Origin of the sequence: Robertkochia flava (assembly GCF_020166515.1) — a bacterium.
Lineage (GTDB): Bacteria > Bacteroidota > Bacteroidia > Flavobacteriales > Flavobacteriaceae > Robertkochia > Robertkochia flava.
Window position 1 is genome coordinate 161,979 of the sequence record NZ_JAINZT010000005.1, and the last position, 19,263, is coordinate 181,241.

Consider the following 19,263-nt stretch of genomic DNA (forward strand, 5'->3'; position numbering starts at 1 on the left):
TTCCCCCGCCGGGGGAAGACCTCCAGATTAATTTAAACCGATTGAAGCAGGTGTTGTTTTTCAGGAATTCCTTCCCTGCATATTTCAAATTTCCTAATACCTTTAGAACAGAAACAATAAGTGAAAGCCTGAAACACGGCCCGGTCACAAATACTTCATAAACGCTGTATGAATAAAGGCATCGCGCATGAAGAAGTAAAATCGCTTCTTCTGGAAAACTACGGAATAAAAGGAGAGATCAGGCGCCTCGATGGTGAACTGGATCTCAATTTTATGGTCCTAACAGAGGGGCAACCCGAATATCTTTTTAAAGTCACCCATTTCGACGCTTCATCGGCTTTCCTCGATTTCCAGGTGGCCCTGCTGGAGCATCTTAGTACCCAGGACCTTCCATCACCGGCTATTATTCCAACCCTGCAAAATGAATCTTGCGGATGGTTTACTGATACCAGCGGACAATCGCGACAATTCAGATTGCTGACATGGATGCCGGGACGCCTGTGGAGCCAGGTAAACCCGGTAACCGACCACCTGAGATACAGTCTAGGAAAGGTAGCAGGGAAACTTACCCGGAGCCTCCGGGGGTTTGCGCACACGGAGAGTTACAGGAGCCTGGAATGGGATATTGCCCAGGGAGCCTGGACGGAGGAGCATCACGGATTGTTTTCCGGAGCGCAAAGAAAATGCATAGAATACTTTCAGCAAATGTTCAGGGAACAGGCCGGGGCCTACCGGGATTTGCGAAAAGCCGTGGTACATAACGATGTGAACGACAATAATATCGTGGTAACCCAGGATATCTATAACCCGGAGGTATATGCATTGATCGATTTTGGAGATGCTGTTCATACGCAGATTATCAACGATCTCGCGGTATGTTGTGTTTATGCCATTATGGAATGCAACGATCCGCTTGCTGCAGCCATTCCCATTATTCGGGGGTATCACGAAAATTTCCCACTACAGGAGAAGGAACTGGAACAGCTGTACATGGCCATAGGAATGCGCATGGTGATCTCCCTTACCAAATCGGCGATCAATAAGGTTGCAGAGCCCGAGAATGCATATCTCACCATTAGTGAAGGCCCCCTTTGGATCTTGATGGAAAAGTGGCATGCGATCTCTGCAGATTTTGCACATTTTGTTTTCAGGTCGGCCTGTGGATATGACCCTCACCCGAATGAAAAGGCCTTCAGGGATTGGGTAGCCGAAAAGGAAATGAGTATCGAAATGCTTTTTCCAAACGCCGGCAAAAAGAGGATTTTGCCTTTAGATCTTAGTATTGCAGGGAACTGGTTGGGTCTGAAGGAGGATTACGACGATCCGGAATATTTTGATTTTCGCATTCATCAATTGCAGCGGAAAGATCCCGAAGCGATCATAGCGGGAGGATATCTCGAACCGCGCCCCATTTACACCACGGGGGAGTATGTAAAACAAGGGAATCACGGGAGGGAATACCGTACCCTGCACCTGGGAGTTGACTTCTGGTTACCTGCCGGTACCCCTGTTCATGCCATAATAGAGGGAGAGGTGGTTACTGCCTGTAATGACGCCGGCGATAAGGAATATGGTGGTCTGATCATTTTAAAACACCAGGGAGCAGGATTCGAATTTTTCACCCTTTATGGACACCTGTCCCTGGAGAGTATAGAAAGGATGCGTATCGGAGACCGGATTGAAAGGGGTGGGGTTATTGGTTATCTCGGTAACTACCCGGAAAACGGGAATTGGGCCCCGCATTTACATTTCCACGTAATGTTGTCCTTACTCGATTACACGATTGACTTTCCCGGTGTGGCCTATCCCGACCAGAAAGCGATCTGGCAAAGTATTTGTCCAGATCCTAATGGATTTTTAAAGTTGAAAGAACTAAAAAGTCAACCCCGGTTTACCAGGGAAAATTTATGGTCTTACCGCAAAGAACACCTGGGGAAAGGGATGAGCCTGCAATACCAAGAACCGCTGGAAATTGTCAGGGGTAACGGGGTGTATTTGATGGACAGGGAAGGACGTCAATACCTCGATACGGTTAATAATGTAGCTCACCTGGGGCATGAACATCCTGAGGCAGTGCGTGCAGGCCAGGAGCAAATGGCGGTTCTGAATACCAATACCCGTTACCTGAATGAACATATCAATAGCCTCGCGGAGTCCCTGCTGGATACATTGCCTGAGGAGTTAACGGTTTTACATTTTGTAAACTCAGGAAGCGAAGCCAACGAACTTGCCCTTCGGATGATAGAAGCGGCGACAGGATCCAGGCATATGCTCGTTTCGGAGATCGGATACCATGGAAATACGAACCGCTGTATCGAGGTCTCTTCCTATAAGTTTGATGGGAAGGGAGGAAAAGGAGCTCCAGAACACACCCATGTATTTCCGCTTCCGGATGTCTTCAGGGGAAAATACAGGGGGAAAGAAGCCGTTAGTGGATATATTGAGGAGGTGTCCAGGCTCCTGGGGGACCTCGATAAAAACGACATACAATTGGGCGGACTGATCCTGGAACCCATTATTAGCTGTGGCGGACAGGTGGAACTTCCCACGGGATTTTTACCGGAAGTATACCATATGGTCCGCAAACGTGGAGGGCTCTGCATTTCAGATGAGGTTCAAACGGGGTGTGGCAGAGTCGGGGATCATTTCTGGGGGTTTCAGTTACACGGGGTTGTGCCGGACATCGTTACTATTGGAAAACCCTTAGGCAACGGACATCCGGTGGCTGCGGTAGCTTGCACGGCAGAGGTAGCTGAAAAGTTTGCCAATGGCATGGAGTTCTTCAATACATTTGGAGGTAACCCGGTGTCCTGTGCTATTGCTAAGAAGGTGATCGGGATCGTGCAAAGAGATGGGCTGCAGAATCATGCCGGGGAGGTTGGAAATTACCTTAAGCAACAATTAAAGGAACTGCAAAAGAGGTTTCCCATTCTGGGAGATATCCGGGGGAAAGGACTTTTTCTGGGCATTGAGTTGGTGGATAAGGAGTTGCAGCCCCTGTCAGGGCATGCAACTTACCTCGTAAATCGTATGAAGGACTATAAAATTCTGATGAGCACTGACGGAGCAGATCACAACGTGATCAAGATAAAGCCACCGATGGTATTCGATAAGGGAAATGCTGATGAGGTACTTTATTATTTGGAGAAGATTCTGAAGGAAGATCCGATGAAAATTGAATAAGCCATTTTGCCCGACAGGGGGGCTGCCTCGATGTGAATTCTAATTGTAGTTACCTGGTCTTTTAATTTTTTGTAGCCTGGTATCGCTCAAAATTAAAAGAGATGATTATAATAACTATTGTGATTACATTCCGGTTCACTGCACTGATCATCCTAAACCTCACTATGTTCTCTTAGTGCGATCTTTTCTTCTTCTTTTTCTTCATCTTCGGGGGAAAGAGTCCGCTTATACCGGGAGTGTAAGAAATAGAAGATCACCCCTGTGCCTATAGCCACAGCGACATGGATAAGGTTGGAAGGTTCAGCCCCGATAAGTAGAATGATACACAAGGTAATACCCACCATGGCCGACAGGCCTGCGTATTTGATGCGAAATATTGCCGGAGCCGGTCTTTCCTTTTTTCTCAGTCTGATTACTGCTGCCGAGATCAGAGCGAATATCAGCAGTTTACTGATCACATTAATGGCCAGGGCATAGATAAACGTACCACTCAGGGAAACTGCAAGGGTAACCAGCATATAAATAATAAGGCTCCAATAGGGGATGCGGGTTACTGGATGAACCTTACTGAAAAATCGGGGAAACTGATCGTTCTCACTCAAAGCATAAGGCAGACGGGATCCGGAAAGAACGTTTGCATTCAGGGTTCCGCTTATAGATATTACGGCTCCGATGGTGATCAGGATCCCTGCCCAGGAGCCCAGCATATATTCTGCAGCGTCCGAAAGGGGCCTTTCTGAAGCGACCAGCCCCGGGTAGGCTCCGATTGAGACAAATTGTATCAGCATATAGAATACGCTTACTGCCAGGGTCGCAGTGATCAGCGCGAAGGGGATGTCCTTTTGGGGATTTTTCATTTCCCCTGTGTTGATCACCCCACCTTCAAATCCGGTAAAAGCAAATACGAGGATCATTATTACCGAATTGAAGACTTCCGGTTTTGGTGGCTCTTCCGGCAGGGTAAGCAGGTTGGGATCGATAAAGAAGAATCCTACCAGAATAAACAACAGCAGCGGAACGATTTTTAATACCCCCAAAAGATTATTTAAATTGGCACTGCCCCGAACTCCCCGGGCATTGACTCCGAAGAACAGAAGGGTGATGGAAATGAGGGTCAGTGGCCTGTAGACCGTATCGTTAAATACCGGATCGTAATACCCCAGGTAATCTACCATAAGATTCACAAGAGCTGCAAATGAGGCTACTCTGGAGATGATCAGGATCCAGCCGGCGAGGTACCCGACAAAATCGCCATAGGCCTCCTTTAAATATAAATAAGGACCACCGGTTTTTCTAAAACGGCTTCCCACTTCAGAAAAATTCAGAATAACAATAAGCATCAGGGCGGCACAGATCAAAAATGCAGGGATACTATATAAGCCTATCCGGCTGTAGATACGGGAAGGTAATCCAAAGATTCCGGACCCGATAATACAATTAAGGACCAGGATGATGATGTCCCAACGGGTGAGTGCCCTTTTGAGCATAGCTGAGGTGATTTAGCGTTGGTTGGTTAAAAATCTGGCGACAGGTTTAAATGTAAGAAAAAGTTGGCATAGAATATAAAGGCAGGGCTTTACTTTTGGGATATAAAAAAACTGCCCCGCTCGCGCAGGGCAGTTTTTTGAAAATTTTCTTGGTGGTATGTCAGATAAAGGGGTTGGTTCGTTGGGAGTCGTTAGTGGCTAGTTGGGTAGGTCTGCCAACTTAATGACCAGGTAACTATGGAAGTTAATCACCTTTTTCAGCTTGTGACCTTCCTCCCTGGCTGCTCCTTCCGTCTTTGGGAGCGAGAAAATTTTTCCCCTCACCCCTCAACATTCTCCACTCACCATTACTCCTGTTCCACCAAAGTGTCTTCCACAACCACTTCCTCTTCCACTTCTATGGATTTAAAGCGTTCCGGGATCTCTTCCCCTTCCTCTCCGGAGAAATACGGAAAGACATCTACAATAGGAGATTCCACGATAGACGGGATGGAATAATCGCCCATAGTGTCTTTCATCACATGGGTGGTGTTATCAAAGGCTTCTTTGATGTCGTTGGCCTGGATAAGCATGTAGATATTTGTTTTCCGTTCTTTTCCGCTTTCCTCATCCACGGCGATCAGGGCGATCTTCGACTTGAACCAGCGGTCTGAATTCTCAAAAGGATGAACCTCTGCGAAGTTTGCCACCTTAATGTTCATGATCTGGAATTCCTCACTGGTGAGGGCCGTCATTTCTTCATTCATCCGCGATTCAGCCTCCGTATAGGAAACGGCATCCAGCAGGTAGGTCTCGGATGTTACTTTTTGTTCTCCGGTTTCGTGTGTTTTCCGGTATTTTACTTTGCATTCAAACCAGGTTACGCTCATATCTGTAAATTTTTAGGACGTCAAAAATATCAGATATATCGGTGCCGTTAATGGATTCCTTTTAAGAGTTGTTCACAATTCAACTTTTTCTTCCCTGATATCATGAACTTATTTTAATTAAAAACAGGATTTGTCTTGTCAGTTGCCTGATAATCATCATGTTTTGTTTTAGTTCTGATCTGTACATTTATAGGTGACCTTCCCCGGAATACCTCCTGCTATGAAAAAAGCGAAAATAACTTCAGGGTAGCCAGATCAAGGGTGATCCTGAGAAAAAGACAATATTATGAAACCTGACCATCATTTCCGATTCCCTGTAGCGTTCATCTTCCTTATTGCAATCTTGATTGGAGCCTGCCTAACCAAAGAATCCATAACTCCGGAACAGGCAAAGGAAATCGCTAAGGAAACCTATATCTACGGTTTTCCTATGGTAATGAACTACAAGACCATGTACATGTACGTGCTTAATGAGGATTCTCCTGAGTATAAAGGCAACTTTAACGAGATGGCTTGTGATGCCCGCCTTTTGGGGCCGGAAGATAAAACGGTTGTAACTCCAAATTCAGATACGCCCTATTGCATGATGTGGGGAGATATTCGCAGTGAACCTCTGGTGATCTCTATTCCCGCCATGGAGCCCGAACGATTTTATCATTTCCAGCTGATCGATCTGTATACCCATAACTTTGCCTACCTGGGTAGCCTGACTACCGGGAATGAAGGGGGAGACTATTTAATAGTACCTTCCGACTGGGAGGGAGAAGTGCCCGAAGGGATCAAAAAAACGGTTCCATGTGAGACAGAATTGTTCTTCACGGTGGTGCGCACCCAAATGATGAATCCTGATGATCTCCCTAATGTAAAAGCGCTGCAAGATGCTTATAAGGTACGAACATTAAGCAGCTATTTGGAGAAAGGGGCTCCGGAGCAACCTCAGATACATAACTTTCCGGAATGGGAAGAAGGGGCCCAGTTTACTCCCAAGGCATTTACCTATATCGATCTGATGCTTAATTTCACCAACCCGGTCCCCGAAGAGCGGGCATTACGGGATAAATTTGCGGCACTGGGTATCGGAACTCAGGGTGGGTTTGATATGAATAATTTTGATGAGGAAGTACAAAAGGCTATCGCAGAGGGGGTAGCCGAAGGGTTTAAAGAGATCGAGGAATTCATTAATTCAAATAACTCCGATCCTCTGATGAGTTCAAAGATCTTTGGAACCCGGGAATTTCTGTCATCAACAGCTAAGGATGAATTCGGGTTTGAGGATTATTATCTGCTGAGAGCCGGAGCAGCTCACCTGGGATTATACGGGAACTCCGGAAAGGAAGCTATTTATCCTACCTACCTGATGGAGGCTCCTGAGACTCCTTTTAACGGAGCAGAGCATAACTATACACTTACTTTCCATAAGGATTCTATGCCCCCTGTTAATTCCTTTTGGTCTTTATCAATGTACGATGGCAAAACCCAATTATTTATTGAGAATAGCCTGGATCGATATTTATTGAATTCCAATAATACAGATCAATATGTTTATGGAGAAGACGGTTCCCTGACCCTCTATGTGCAGAAGGAATCTCCTGGGGAAGTACTCGAACCCAATTGGCTTCCGGCTCCGGACGGTCCTTTTTATTGTGTATTGAGATTATACGGTCCAAAAGAAGAGGCTTTGTCCGGAACCTGGGTGAATCCACCGCTGAAACGAAATGAGTGATGAAGGTTAGTCTGCCTTCCGAAAGGAGATCTTATTTTACCAATCAATAAACGACACGCCGATCCCTATGGTCGTCTGCCGGTGATTGTAGTCGATCAGGGTCTCCCCGTATCCGTGAAATACCTGGGCCTGACCGCGTAGATTCCCTTTAATGGGGAAGAGGTAATTGAATTGCAGGCTGCCGCGATTGTCTTTTAGAGTAAACGTATTGGTACCCACCACGTAAATCGCATGACGGTTCAGGGTGTACATGGCTGTGATCTCTCCGTTACCCACATATCCCGTAATTTCAGGGTTCTCATCATCTTCGTCTCCAATGCGCAGCCATGGTCTCAGGTATAACTGCAAGGGACCACGCTCGTAGGCCATGTGAAAAATGATGCGGTTCCAGCTTCGGGAACGTGGCAGGTCCCGGCCGTTAGACTGGTGATTGAATCCCACACCTGCCATTCTGATCTGTCCCCCGAAAAGGTCGAAATTTAAGGGAACGTTCAGGATAATCTCAGGTTCATAGTTGAGTTCGCGAAACGGACGCGACAGGTCAGGGTTGTACAATTGCCAATGAGCCACCTGGGTGAAAGCTACCCATAGATCGGCTTTGCCCCAAAACATGGATTGAAATACCTTGGTTTTAAAGCTCAGCTGAAATTTTGCTTCCCAGGTATTGTAAGGTTCTGCTTCCGGGACGGAATACAGCGGATTCTCACTTTGTGGTTGCAGGTTGGGATTGCTCGACCACCGTGCTGCTGTAAAATATGTGGGTTTGTAGGAAATTAGTCTGAATGTTCCCTGCTTATCTTTTTTTTCCAGTTCCCAATGCTGGGAAAAACTTTTAGTAATGATCCCGGTGCTGTCGCTTTTGGCAGGCCCTGCCTGGGCTTGAAGAAACAGGAACTGAGATAAAAACATGAATAAGCTTACCGCAGTAAGAATGCCAGGGCTTTTAAAGGGCGTACGCATGACCTCAAATGTACGATAATTTGGTTGAAGTGGTTGGTCGTATTTCCGGGATCAGTAGAGCGCAGACCTTGATTTTTAGTGCATAGGAGAAGCGTTTTGTTCGATTTTCTGCCTGATAAAATGTCAAATTATCTGACGATTTCATGGCTGCTATTTTTATAAAAAGGGAGGTTCGGTTAATCAGAAAAAACTGAAACTTAACGATTTTAACATTGGGTGAGCGTTATTAATACATAAGTTTACCTTCCTGTTTTTCAGATGATTACAGGTCGCTTCAAATTAACACCCTGGCTTGATCCTTTTGTTCAAACTAATACCTGGATCACAATGGAAAGATTACAAAGTAATGCCCCCCTGAACTTTGAATTGCAAAACAACCTGGGTTCCATGGCATTTCCGGCAGAGGGGGAAACCCTGCTGAAAACGCTTTACGGGGAGTTGGAAGTGAAGATGAAACCCTTGCGTTTCCGGGCCGATGTTACCAAAGCCACCCGCGAGACCGCAAAGGAAGCTAAAGAGTATCAGATCCGATTAAAGAAATTAAATGCCTTCGGACTCAAGGAAGTTACAGACCGTCTAACCATGTCCCTTCTCGCGGCAATGGGGTACCATACCGGGCAAAACGGATTGTCGGTACAATTGCGCAGACGGATCCTGGATCGTATCTACTTTAATAATTTTCCCAAGGGTACCAAGCGGGAATTGATTACTCAGTGGCAGGAATTTAAACCGGAAGAGCGTTTGCGGTTCATGGCAGAAACCCTGACCTATCTGTGTCTTAGCCGGGAGCATCAGATAGATCCGGATGCTTTAAGGTCGGTAAAAGACCTCAAGCAAGACCTGGCCTACCTGCGTAAGATGTATTATTACCCGTCTTATACCTATGCCTGGCCCACAGCCGCATCCGGAGTGGATGCCCTGATCACCAATACAGTGATGGTTAAGAGCAGGGAAAATACAAGAGTGAATTCTGTATTAGGGGCTGTATACCTGTTAACCCGGAAAGTATTCTTTCTGGCCTGATCTGCAACATACATTTCATTTGAATTAGCGAAGGTGCTTCCGGAATTCCGGAGGCATTTTTTTTTAAAGGAAAAACAAAGGAGGGTGTTATCTCAGGTTCCGAAGAAATTCGGTGGGCCTTTTGGGGTCTCTGGGATCCTGTTTTAACAACAGGCACATCGATTTATACAGGTCCGGGTTTTCCGCATAAAAAGCATAGGGTTTCTCGAAGAAATTTTCCAGGGCGGCAGAGAAGAGCTCCATCAGGTTGGTGCCGGCATAGCGCTTAAAAAGTACCGATTGCCCGCGTCGGATACGAACCAATTGTTTCAGTCCAAGGTGTTCCCAGGATTTCAGTTGCCTGGGATGCAGAATTTTTTTAATGATGCCGCAGATCCTGTTTTCCAGGATAAGACAATGTCCGAATTCGTGAATGGCCAGGTTCGCTCCCTCGGTAGGAACCACAAATCCCATTTCCACCGCAGGCCAGCTCAGGTTCACACTGCCGGTTAACGGATTCACATCGCCATTGAAGAAGGCATTCATGTTTTTATAGGTATAGGGCTTTGAAAAAATAAAGATGCGTTTAAAATGTTCCAGGACATCGCGTCGCAAGCCAAAGGTGATCTGTACAAAGGCACTGCCAAGCAGGATCTTCATCTCACGGGAAACGTGGAATCCTGGTTCCGAATAAATATTCACGGACCTTAGAAAGACGAGGGTGCGAATAACGAATTCCCGTTTTTCACTACTATCCAAATGCTGGTAATATGCATTGCGGTCCATCAGGACAAGATGACATTCTTCTTTTTGGGAAGTGCCTACCAAATAATCGATTACCCTGTACCTGATATTCAAAGTGAAAGATTTTAAGTTTGCCATTCAGAAGCAGGTAGAGGAAGAAGCGGGGTAATCTTTTAAATTTAGTGAAAATATTGAATGTCAGTACATTATCTGCGTTTTTAGGTGTTTAATGTCAGACAAACGTAAAAAGTTGTAATCAAATCCTCTTTTTCTTACGGTTGAATTACTTCTTCTCTTTCGACTGATTAAATCATGGTAATAAATAAGGCCGGTAAAAATTACCGGCCATGAATAGGAATAACATCAAAAAAGGTACCGGCTGGATAGTACTTTTAATCCTCAGAGCCCGTACAATTATTTTCCAAAGCAACATTGCTATTTGTTGCATAGAACAAACCATCCGGATTTTCATAAAGTAGCCAAACATGAAGTGTCCATCCTACTCCATCAATATAATACCAAGCATCCCATTCCCCGGAGAATCCTTCTGGTGCAACTCCAGGATCTCCCGGTACAATATATTCAACACCTACTGCCTTATAGTTTCCATCTGCAGTACATCCTACCAGGATAGTTTCCGGCTTGTGGATCTTGAATTTACCATCTGATAGAAATTTCATGTTTGCATAGTGATTCCCCATGTTTGGTAAATATCCTGTGAGGTCTTCGGTCCATCCGGCAGCCGTTACATCCTCCAGGGTTTCCATGTCTTTTACAACCCTGTACAAACGATGGAGTTCCTGTGTGAGAACGACATTATCCTGATATTCGGCAGGAACAAATGAAGGGAGCATGGCCCGGGATTGGATTTCAATTAAGTTTTCTTCATCCAGGGTTTCTGAAAGGTCATTAGAACATGAAAGCAGACAAGTAGCGATCAGGGCAGCACATATAAATCTTAGTGTTTTCATTGTATTGATCGTTTATTGGTTAGGACGCTAAAGTTACTTAGAATTCCAAGGTAATTCTGTCACATATCCTTCAAAACCAATAACATATTATTCATATTTGATGTTTTTCAGGTGTCGGGAATGTCTGGTTAAGGTAGGCTAAGGCAAGGGAGGGTAGGGTGTAAATCTTGGATCCTGCTTGAGCAGCATGGTCATGCATTGGTAGAATTCCGGATTTTCTCTGGCAAAGGCCTCCGGTTTTTCAAAAAACAGTTCCAGGGATACGGCAAAAAGCTCCATCAGATTCGTGCCACCATAGGCCCGGAAAAAGGGAGCCTGCCCGTTGCGAATCTGCCGAAGTAAAACCACAGCCTGTAGTTTCCAGGCTCTTAGATCGGAAGCATTGAGGATGCGATTCAGGTAACTTCGCCTGGAGTTCTCCAGGATCAGGCAGTGGGCAAATTCGTGAATGGCCAGGTTGATCCCGTCCTCGGCATCCTCAAATCCACGGGCCACAGAAGGCCAGCTGAGGTTGATGGTCCGGGTTCGGGGATTAACGTCGCCTTTAAAGCGTTTGGAGGTGTTTTTGTAGGAATAGGGGCCAGAGAAGATAACGATGCGATTGAAGTACTCCAGCACATCCTCATTTAACCCGAAAGTGACCTGCACGAATGCTGCCGATAATATGATCTTCATAACCAGGGGCACGGAAAGCCCCTCCTGGGAGCGAAATCGGGTTGTACCAATAAAAAGGTGGGTGCGTATAATAAAATTACGCTTCCCTTCGGGAGAAAGTCCCCTGTAATAGGTGTTGTGACGGAGCAGAACCTGGTGATATACTGCTTTTTTAGTCGAGCTTAAGAAAAGATCGATCAGCCGGTGCCTTACATTGATATAGGTGCTTTTTACGAGGTTAATCATAAAGTAGTGGTGGTATCGGATTTGGTCTGCCTGAAACGAAGATACTATAAAATCGTGTTTCCAGCTTTCTCCATGAGATATCATAGATCGTATACGGTTCAGAGACTGAGTGTATGCAACAGGTACCTGTGGTAATCATCTATATGAACACCTGGTTCGGGGTAACATAATCACGATACTTTGGGTGGTGATCACCTGTCATCAGTACAGGAATGCTGTATAACCAGCATACCCGGTTAAAGACCTGAACCTCTAAAAACGAAAAAAATGAAAGAATTTTGGTGCTCCTGTTTAAATGAGCTGTAACAATTGCGATTTGCTATCATCTTTTTATAAACCAATTTGTTGTACATCGATATGAAACTAAAGAACGTTTTCCCGGTAATGATTTGTTTTCTCAGTTTGATCCCCCTGAAGGCCCAGGATCCCCTGGAGCAGTATAACCGGGCCTTCGCAGAAATAAAAGATCAGCAGGCAGAACTTTTGGTATTGGGCAGCTTTCATTTTAAGGATGCCGGTTTGGACGGATACAAACCCCAACACGATATCAATATCATGTCTGAAGAAAAGCAGGCTGAATTGGCTGTTATGCTGGAGGATCTGAAGGTCTTTAATCCCAACAAGATCGCAATAGAGGTTAGAAAGGAAGATCAGCCCCGGGTTGACTCTTTATACCAGGCGTATTTAAAGGGTGATCTCAAGTTGAAATCCAATGAGATCTACCAGGTGGCCTTCCGTTTGGGTAAAATGCTGGGACATAAAAAGCTGTATGCGGTGGATGCCCCGGCCCGGTCGTTTAAGGAAGAGGGGGGCGATGCTTTCCACAATGAAAAACAGGCCTACTATATCGGAAAAGCTTCCCCGGAAGCATTGCGCTATGAGCAACAGATCGATTCGTCCTTTTTTAAGTTTTACCAGGCAGAGGACCTGATGAAAACGCAGGTTCCCCTGAAGACCTTTTTTAAATATATGAACCATCCGGAGGTACTTCGCGTAAGTCACGGGCATTATGTGATGGGGAGCTTTAAGATGGGGGAAGGTACCGATTATTACGGGGCCGACAGCGCCGTTTGGTGGTATAACCGAAATATGCGGATTTTCCACAACCTACTGCAAATCAAAGCCCCCGGAGACCGTGTCATGCTCCTTATCGGCGCCGGACATGCACCTATTATCAATTTCCAGGCCGATGCTTCCTTCGATTTTAACCTGGTACCGGTTTCAGAAGTTTTAAAATAGTTCCAGGATTCCCCGGACCTGGCATGCCTGAGCGAAGTCGGCCTGGAGTGGACCAGGATGGTAAGTATTTTTAAAAGTTTAAATGATATATGGGATATTGTTTTTTGTATTCCGTACCTGCTGTTTCCATTGCGGAGGTGACATAAATAAAAATCCGGCAGTTCGGGTTGTTTAAGGTTTTGCTATATTTGGAATGATCGCGTATCCGTTAATGACCAAAATCTTAAGACTGTGAAATACTATATCTTCCTATTTAACGCATTTATCTTTCTTTTCAGTTTCGGTATAAAGGCACAAAACAGCGGAAACCTGGTGGAGACCAATCGTATAAACAGCATGGGGAATAATCGTCCGAACCAGATCATGACCATTAAAAAAGACTATTCTGATGTAAAGGCGAAGGGCAGTCCGTACTTAAACGAGGCTTATGTAAAGGGCACCGTATATATTAACGGTAACCCGAATAATGAGGCCTTTATCCGCTACAATGCCCACCTGGATTTTATTGAGGTTAAAGAGGGGAACCAGGTATATCAGCTCTTTCGTCGCCCGAACATCTGGGTAGAAATGAACGGTAAAAAACTGGGCATTCTGGAGTACCTGGAAAACGGAGAATCCAAAAGTGGTTATCTGTTTCCCCTTGCAGAAGGTGCTATGTCCTTTTATAAGAAACCGGCCAGGCGACTGATCGACGGGAAAGAACCAAAATCGGGATACGACCAGTATATCCCTCCCAGATATGTAGACGACCATCGGTATTATCTCCAAATGAATGATGGTCCCATAACGGAGGTTAAGGTGAATAATCGTTTTGTAAAGGAATTATTCGGTGCGGATTACAAGAAAGTGACTGAGTATGCCAAAACACAGGATCTTGATCCTAAGAACCCGGAAGAACTCGCAGCGCTTATTGATTGGTATAATTCATTGTAAGCCGGATAGTCAGAACCAGCGATCAGCGATCAAGACTTTTTTAGTTTTATACCTCCGTACCTCCGTACCTCCGTACCTCCGTACCTCCGTACCTCCGTACCTCCGTACCTCCGTACCTCCGTACCTCCGTACCTCCAACCAGTCAGATCATTTCCTCAGGCCTAAGGCCTGACTCACAAAGACAAAAATCTATCATCAGACATTTATCATTGATAATCACTTGGTATCCGCGTACCCTGGTACCTTGGTAACCGCTTCCAGCACCTTACTCGCATGTGCATACCCGATCTCATAAGCTTTGTCGATGCCTTTTTTATCGAGGACACCGATGAGATCGAGGTCTTCCGGACGGAACAACAGGTCGGGAATATGAAGTTTATTCAGAGCACTGGCGTGGAGCATCAGCAGGTTGGCCCTTTGGGAAATCTGAAAGGAATTGCTGATCTCTTTTTTAGACAGCTCCTTCATGGAAGAGGTGTAACTACCAATGATATACTCGGCCTGGCCCTGCAGGGGTTCCAAGGGGAAGTTGTTCATAACCCCTCCATCTGAGTAGAGTTCGCCTTTGATCTCTACCGGGCTGAATACCGGAGGCAGGGCAGCGGAGGCCAGAAGAGGGTGAATGAGTTCTCCGGTCTGGAAGTAAACCGGCTTGCCTTTTTGCAAATTGGTAGCGGTTACATACAGGGGACGGTGCAGGGCTTCAAAGCGGTTCTCAGGAAAATACTTTTCAAGGGCGAACAGGTATTTTTCGGTGTCGAAAAGTCCCGGCTTATTAATGGTTACGAAGTTGTATTTAAAAAGAGGTGTTTCCTTAAAGAACGCCAGCATATCCTCCGGATTGAAATTATTGGCATATAGGGCACCCACTAAAGCTCCGGCACTGACCCCGGAAATGTAATGCGGATATATATCGTGTTCGCTCAGCGCCTTGATGACCCCGATATGGGCCATTCCCTTTACCCCGCCACCGGAAAGTACAAGGCCGATTTGTTGGTTCTCTAATGATGCTGGCATATTTTGTTTTTGCAGGTTAATTCTGAGCAACAAGGTACTGTTTTATTTTTTTCCGGCCTTTACATTCGCAACCATCGGGGTTTCTCTGAATCAAAGCAAATAGATTGGATACCCCCGAGTAAGTTGTCTTCGATTTAAGTTTATAAATATTACAGTATTTAGAGATTCAAAATCAAAACCCTCCGGTCTTTCAAAGGCATTCCCTAAATTTATCTTCCTGTGACCATTCAACACAAAAAAAGATGAGATGAAAGCACATAATGAAAAGATCAGATGGGGTATTGTCGGACTCGGTAAAATTGCAGGGAAGTTTGCAGCCGATCTGGCGCTGGACAAGGATGCGGAGCTGGTAGCTGTAGCTTCCACCTCGCTGATCCGCGCCCAGGAATTTGCAGAACTACACCATGCAAAAATCGCATTTGGCTCTTACGAGGAATTATTTGCCTGTCCCGAGGTAGATGTGGTTTATGTTGCCAATGTGCACTCCCAGCACGCCAATACCAGTATCTCGGCCATGCAGCACGGCAAGCACGTCTTATGCGAGAAGCCTGCCGGAATAAATGCCGGGGAAGTACAGGAGATGATTAACGTTTCCAGAAATCAGGGGGTATTCTTTATGGAAGCGTTATGGTCCAGGTTCAATCCTTCTATCCGGAAGGTTAAGAATCTGATCGATGAGGGTGTCCTGGGAACCCTGCGATATGTTCATGCCGACTTCTGTTTTTATGCCCTTGACAGGGACGAGAACGGACGCCTGCTGAATCCTGCCCTGGGGGGTGGGTCGCTTCTGGATATTGGGATCTATCCCGTGTTCCTTGCCTACCTGCTTTTGGGACTTCCGGATGAGATGGATGCCCGGGCCAGGTTTTTTCATACCGGGGCAGAGGTACAGACCTCCATGCTTTTTACTTATCCCAAAGCCCAGGCCATACTGCATAGCTCCCTGGCAAACAATGCCAAAATGGAGGCCAGGATCACGGGGGAGAATGGAGAGATCTATATCGACCCAAGGTGGCATGAGGCCTCGGGTTTTACCCTTATTCAAAATGGAGAGGAAAAAAGGGAGCACCTACCTGTAACGGGAAAAGGCTATTTTCACGAGATCGGGGAGGTACATCAGTGCATTCGACGAGGGGTTCTAGAGAGTGAATTGTGGTCTCATTACGACTCCCTCCAACTCATCCGACTTTTGGACCAGGTCAGGGAACGATGCGAAATACATTTTCCATCGGTTGATTAATTAATCTTAGAACGGTTAGTTAGTTTTTAAAGAAGGGTTCCATTTCTTCGCTGATCTGTTCTCTCAGGGCTTTCAGTTTTTTTGCATAGGTAGCCAGTTGTTTTTCCTTCTCAGTTTCAGGTTCCCATTTTTTTACAGGCACGGGATTCCCTTTCCCGTCGACCGAGACAAAAACGATCACGCAGTGGGTTTTCTTTTCAAACCCTTCTTTTTCGAAATTCCTGGAATAAACATCCACCGCTATGTGTACACTGGATTTTCCGGTATAGATCACGTAGGCATCGATCTTAATGACCTCCCCGATGTTGATGGGTTTGTAAAACCGTATGCCTCCCACATACACGGTAACACAATAGGTTTCTGCCCAGGTACGGGCGCAGGTGTATGCGGTTTGGTCGATCCATTTCATTACGACCCCTCCGTGTACTTTACCTCCAAAATTCACATCGGTGGGTTCACTGATAAACTGAAAGGAAATCCGGTGCTGGTCCTTCATAATTTTAAGTGTTGAATTTCCTTAAAGTTAGGAGAATTCTCCCGATCTGATCGAATTCCGTGGAGCATAATCAACCTTTTGCATCGTGCACCGTTTTGGCCGCCTTTGCTCCGGATCGCATGGCCCCTTCCATGGTACTTCTTAGAATAGTGGTATACTCTCCTGCGAAATGGACCTTTCCAACCGGAGCCTGCAGGATCTTCAGGTATTTTTCAATATCTCCGGGTCCTGCCCAGCTGGGGCCTCCAAGGGCATAGGGATCATTTTTCCAGGATTTCACATAGATGTTATTGTTGTAATGTTCCGCAAACCCGGGATGTACTTCTTCCATGGCTTTTCCCAGTACTTCTGTGATCTCCTCCCCGGTCATTGTATCCATGTCTCTGGCTTTCTCTCCGTAGACATAACATTCCAGTACGGCATCACTATCAGGATTGTCCATATTTACGTGAGGCACTACCTGTCCTGTCATCAGGTCGGTATAGGCCAGTCCTGAAACCTGATGTGCACTCCAATAGGGTTGATCTACCCCAAAATAGGCCCGGGAAAGGCTCAGGGCAGGTAAATGCTCCAAGGCTTCCGTTTTCTCTGCCGGAAGATCAGGGGTAAAGTTGATGGTTCTTACCACCTTATGGGGCAAGGTGCAAATTACATGATCGGCTGTATGGGTAGCGCCATTCTCACACGTAACCGTAACCTGTTCCGAACTCGTATCAATACTTTTAACGACATGGCCATAGTTAATTTGACTTCCCAATTCCTCAGCCATGGCTCTCGGCAAGGTATCGTTTCCCCCGACCAGTGTAAAAAAGGATGGCCCTCTCATAAAGAGTCCGAAATCGCAAACCGCCATCGTCAGGGCAGAGGTTTCCCCCGGCAGGGCTGCAAACCATTGGGTATTTTTAAACAGTTCTATGGCCCCGTCGCTGGCACCCTGGCCTTTTAAATATTCGGACATGGATTTTTGATCTAAAGCCAGTAAGGGCTGCTTATCCCAGTTCGATGGATCTGAAATTTCCTGAGGCAGGGTTTGTATGATGTATTTATTAACCATGCCCATAGGGCCAAGCTCCTGTTCTTCGGGGGTCAGGTCAAAAGGCCATTCCACCTTCTCACCCGGAGCTACCTGGAGGGTTTTTCCATTAAGGACATAGGTGATCGGTGTTTCCGGGAACGTCCAGGGAATTTTTTGCAGACCGTATTTTTCAATATAGGAATTCGCCAGGGTATAGGATTCTGAAAAGGCTACGGCCCCATCTTCTGCATAGATGCCTTCCGGAAAAGGGTCACGGGCCGTGGAAACCCTTCCGCCCGGCCGATCGCGGGCTTCCAATACAGTTACCTGGTGCCCTCCCCTGATAAGTTCCATGGCGGCCGATAATCCTGCGAGTCCGGCCCCGATAACAACCACCCGTTTAGGGTCCTGAGATAATCCGGTGATCCTGTTCCCGGCGTCGAAAGGGCTGGCAAAAAGAAGGCCCGAATACAGGCCTGCCATTCCAAATCCGAATTGTTGAATAAAATCTTTTCTGCTGATTCCTGTCCCTGAATTTGAAGAAGTACTCATTGATGTGATGGGTTAGTGATGTTAATTCTTTAGTTTTGAGGAGAGGAACACGGTAAGAAAGGTCTTTAAAAGATACAAAATTCATTGAAAAACAAGAAGTGTTGCTGTTAGATTAAAAAAGGTTATGGAAATCATACGTACAAATCCACCGGCAGAGCTGACGCCCTATTTCAGGGAATTCTATTTCTGCCGTTTTCGTACCGAAGGGGCTGACTTTATCCCTGTAGTGGATGATGGCTGTCATGACCTGGTATTTTTTAAGGAAAGGAATTCCCTTATTGAATACGGACCCGATCACCAGCAGTTGCCCGTAGATAAGGAGGTATTTACGATCCATGATCTTGAGCCTCCCTATCGCATCCTTCTCAATTCCGAGTTAAGCTTTTTTACGATCAAGGTACAGCCCTGGTTTAATACCCTGTTTTTTCCTGTGGAAGGGCAACAGGGTATTGTGGGTATCGATACCTTTCTCGGGAAACACCTTAAAGGCCTTAGGGGAGAGTTGTTTATGCCTGTTTCTAATGAGCAGCGTTTTAAGATGGTGAGTTCCTGGTTACGCACCCTTGTGCGGGATCACAACCCGGAAGCAGATACGCTGGTAGAAGGTCTATGTACACGGATCTACAGTGATCGAGGGGTGATCACCGTTTCTGAATTAGAAGAAGCATTTGGCTATAGTCGGCAATACCTGAATGCCCGGTTCAAACAAAGCGTGTCGTACAGCCTGAAGAAATTTATCCTGATTGTAAGGATCGTTGACCTCATTAAAAATAGGATCAACAGTCCGGAAGGGTCCTTTACGGATCTGGCCCTGGAATACGGCTATTTCGATCAGGCGCATTTTAACAGGGATTTTAAAAGAGTGACCGGGTTGACACCGCGGGTGTTTTTTAAGGACCTTGCACCATTTTTTGAGCGTCACCGGATGTAGA

At 46.0% G+C, this 19,263-nt stretch carries 16 protein-coding genes; 7 read left to right on the forward strand and 9 right to left on the reverse strand.

Features of this window, described 5'->3' with window-relative positions:
* The first annotated feature begins 168 nt into the window (after positions 1–168).
* Positions 169–3,183 carry an aminotransferase class III-fold pyridoxal phosphate-dependent enzyme gene (locus K7R11_RS07280; RefSeq protein ID WP_224489875.1) on the forward strand — a complete coding sequence of 1,005 codons (3,015 nt, stop codon included), beginning with the start codon at positions 169–171 and terminating at the stop codon, positions 3,181–3,183.
* A gap of 152 nt (positions 3,184–3,335) precedes the next feature.
* Here K7R11_RS07280 and K7R11_RS07285 read toward each other — a convergent pair whose 3' ends face one another.
* Both K7R11_RS07285 and K7R11_RS07290 read right to left on the reverse strand, forming a co-directional pair.
* Positions 3,336–4,670, reverse strand: a complete 1,335-nt coding sequence (locus K7R11_RS07285; RefSeq protein WP_224489876.1) for an APC family permease — start codon at positions 4,668–4,670, stop codon at positions 3,336–3,338.
* A gap of 347 nt (positions 4,671–5,017) precedes the next feature.
* Entirely contained in the window at positions 5,018–5,539 is a 522-nt protein-coding gene (locus K7R11_RS07290) for a DUF4494 domain-containing protein (protein ID WP_224489877.1), read from the reverse strand.
* 286 nt (positions 5,540–5,825) lie between these two features.
* On the opposite strand from K7R11_RS07290, the gene K7R11_RS07295 reads away from it, so the two are divergent.
* Positions 5,826–7,262 (forward strand): DUF1254 domain-containing protein, encoded by a 1,437-nt coding sequence (locus K7R11_RS07295; protein ID WP_224489878.1) that lies wholly within the window; start codon positions 5,826–5,828, stop codon positions 7,260–7,262.
* A 36-nt stretch (positions 7,263–7,298) separates the two neighbouring features.
* Here K7R11_RS07295 and K7R11_RS07300 read toward each other — a convergent pair whose 3' ends face one another.
* Positions 7,299–8,171 carry a phospholipase A gene (locus K7R11_RS07300; protein ID WP_224489879.1) on the reverse strand — a complete coding sequence of 291 codons (873 nt, stop codon included), beginning with the start codon at positions 8,169–8,171 and terminating at the stop codon, positions 7,299–7,301.
* A 378-nt stretch (positions 8,172–8,549) separates the two neighbouring features.
* Between K7R11_RS07300 and K7R11_RS07305 the strand changes: the two genes are divergently transcribed.
* Positions 8,550–9,245, forward strand: coding sequence for a hypothetical protein (locus K7R11_RS07305; protein ID WP_224489880.1), 696 nt, complete (start codon positions 8,550–8,552; stop codon positions 9,243–9,245).
* Positions 9,246–9,332: 87 nt separating this feature from the next.
* On the opposite strand, the gene K7R11_RS07310 is transcribed toward K7R11_RS07305, so the two are convergent.
* The 3 genes from K7R11_RS07310 to K7R11_RS07320 form a co-directional block, all read right to left on the reverse strand.
* Positions 9,333–10,082 (reverse strand): zinc-dependent peptidase, encoded by a 750-nt coding sequence (locus tag K7R11_RS07310; protein ID WP_224489881.1) that lies wholly within the window; start codon positions 10,080–10,082, stop codon positions 9,333–9,335.
* A gap of 278 nt (positions 10,083–10,360) precedes the next feature.
* Positions 10,361–10,939: a hypothetical protein gene (locus K7R11_RS07315; protein ID WP_224489882.1), complete on the reverse strand. Its 579-nt coding sequence runs from the start codon at positions 10,937–10,939 to the stop codon at positions 10,361–10,363.
* Between the two features lie 138 nt (positions 10,940–11,077).
* Positions 11,078–11,839, reverse strand: coding sequence for a zinc-dependent peptidase (locus tag K7R11_RS07320; protein WP_224489883.1), 762 nt, complete (start codon positions 11,837–11,839; stop codon positions 11,078–11,080).
* A gap of 357 nt (positions 11,840–12,196) precedes the next feature.
* Between K7R11_RS07320 and K7R11_RS07325 the strand changes: the two genes are divergently transcribed.
* Together K7R11_RS07325 and K7R11_RS07330 are read left to right on the forward strand one after the other, a co-directional pair.
* Positions 12,197–13,078 (forward strand): DUF5694 domain-containing protein, encoded by an 882-nt coding sequence (locus tag K7R11_RS07325; protein ID WP_224489884.1) that lies wholly within the window; start codon positions 12,197–12,199, stop codon positions 13,076–13,078.
* 231 nt (positions 13,079–13,309) lie between these two features.
* Complete coding sequence (locus K7R11_RS07330; RefSeq protein WP_224489885.1) at positions 13,310–14,011, forward strand: hypothetical protein; 702 nt, start codon at positions 13,310–13,312, stop codon at positions 14,009–14,011.
* A 216-nt stretch (positions 14,012–14,227) separates the two neighbouring features.
* Here the strand turns inward: K7R11_RS07330 and K7R11_RS07335 are convergent, their stop codons facing one another.
* A complete protein-coding gene (locus tag K7R11_RS07335; RefSeq protein WP_224489886.1) occupies positions 14,228–15,028 on the reverse strand; it encodes a patatin-like phospholipase family protein in 801 nt (266 codons plus the stop codon).
* Positions 15,029–15,275: 247 nt separating this feature from the next.
* Between K7R11_RS07335 and K7R11_RS07340 the strand changes: the two genes are divergently transcribed.
* Positions 15,276–16,268 carry a Gfo/Idh/MocA family protein gene (locus tag K7R11_RS07340; protein ID WP_224489887.1) on the forward strand — a complete coding sequence of 331 codons (993 nt, stop codon included), beginning with the start codon at positions 15,276–15,278 and terminating at the stop codon, positions 16,266–16,268.
* A 19-nt stretch (positions 16,269–16,287) separates the two neighbouring features.
* Here the strand turns inward: K7R11_RS07340 and K7R11_RS07345 are convergent, their stop codons facing one another.
* Both K7R11_RS07345 and K7R11_RS07350 read right to left on the reverse strand, forming a co-directional pair.
* Positions 16,288–16,764: an acyl-CoA thioesterase gene (locus K7R11_RS07345; protein ID WP_224489888.1), complete on the reverse strand. Its 477-nt coding sequence runs from the start codon at positions 16,762–16,764 to the stop codon at positions 16,288–16,290.
* Between the two features lie 70 nt (positions 16,765–16,834).
* Complete coding sequence (locus K7R11_RS07350; protein WP_224489889.1) at positions 16,835–18,331, reverse strand: NAD(P)/FAD-dependent oxidoreductase; 1,497 nt, start codon at positions 18,329–18,331, stop codon at positions 16,835–16,837.
* A gap of 124 nt (positions 18,332–18,455) precedes the next feature.
* On the opposite strand from K7R11_RS07350, the gene K7R11_RS07355 reads away from it, so the two are divergent.
* Positions 18,456–19,262, forward strand: a complete 807-nt coding sequence (locus tag K7R11_RS07355; RefSeq protein WP_224489890.1) for a helix-turn-helix domain-containing protein — start codon at positions 18,456–18,458, stop codon at positions 19,260–19,262.
* Position 19,263: the final 1 nt, after the last annotated feature.

Excerpts from the sequence above, each read along its gene's own strand:
- K7R11_RS07280 (WP_224489875.1), top strand. The coding sequence starts at position 169 with ATGAATAAAGGCATCGCGCATGAAGAAGTAAAATCGCTTCTTCTGGAA.
- K7R11_RS07285 (WP_224489876.1), bottom strand. The coding sequence starts at position 4,670 with ATGCTCAAAAGGGCACTCACCCGTTGGGACATCATCATCCTGGTCCTT.
- K7R11_RS07290 (WP_224489877.1), bottom strand. The coding sequence starts at position 5,539 with ATGAGCGTAACCTGGTTTGAATGCAAAGTAAAATACCGGAAAACACAC.
- K7R11_RS07295 (WP_224489878.1), top strand. The coding sequence starts at position 5,826 with ATGAAACCTGACCATCATTTCCGATTCCCTGTAGCGTTCATCTTCCTT.
- K7R11_RS07300 (WP_224489879.1), bottom strand. The coding sequence starts at position 8,171 with ATGTTTTTATCTCAGTTCCTGTTTCTTCAAGCCCAGGCAGGGCCTGCC.
- K7R11_RS07305 (WP_224489880.1), top strand. The coding sequence starts at position 8,550 with ATGGAAAGATTACAAAGTAATGCCCCCCTGAACTTTGAATTGCAAAAC.
- K7R11_RS07315 (WP_224489882.1), bottom strand. The coding sequence starts at position 10,939 with ATGAAAACACTAAGATTTATATGTGCTGCCCTGATCGCTACTTGTCTG.
- K7R11_RS07320 (WP_224489883.1), bottom strand. The coding sequence starts at position 11,839 with ATGATTAACCTCGTAAAAAGCACCTATATCAATGTAAGGCACCGGCTG.
- K7R11_RS07325 (WP_224489884.1), top strand. The coding sequence starts at position 12,197 with ATGAAACTAAAGAACGTTTTCCCGGTAATGATTTGTTTTCTCAGTTTG.
- K7R11_RS07335 (WP_224489886.1), bottom strand. The coding sequence starts at position 15,028 with ATGCCAGCATCATTAGAGAACCAACAAATCGGCCTTGTACTTTCCGGT.
- K7R11_RS07340 (WP_224489887.1), top strand. The coding sequence starts at position 15,276 with ATGAAAGCACATAATGAAAAGATCAGATGGGGTATTGTCGGACTCGGT.
- K7R11_RS07345 (WP_224489888.1), bottom strand. The coding sequence starts at position 16,764 with ATGAAGGACCAGCACCGGATTTCCTTTCAGTTTATCAGTGAACCCACC.
- K7R11_RS07350 (WP_224489889.1), bottom strand. The coding sequence starts at position 18,331 with ATGAGTACTTCTTCAAATTCAGGGACAGGAATCAGCAGAAAAGATTTT.
- K7R11_RS07355 (WP_224489890.1), top strand. The coding sequence starts at position 18,456 with ATGGAAATCATACGTACAAATCCACCGGCAGAGCTGACGCCCTATTTC.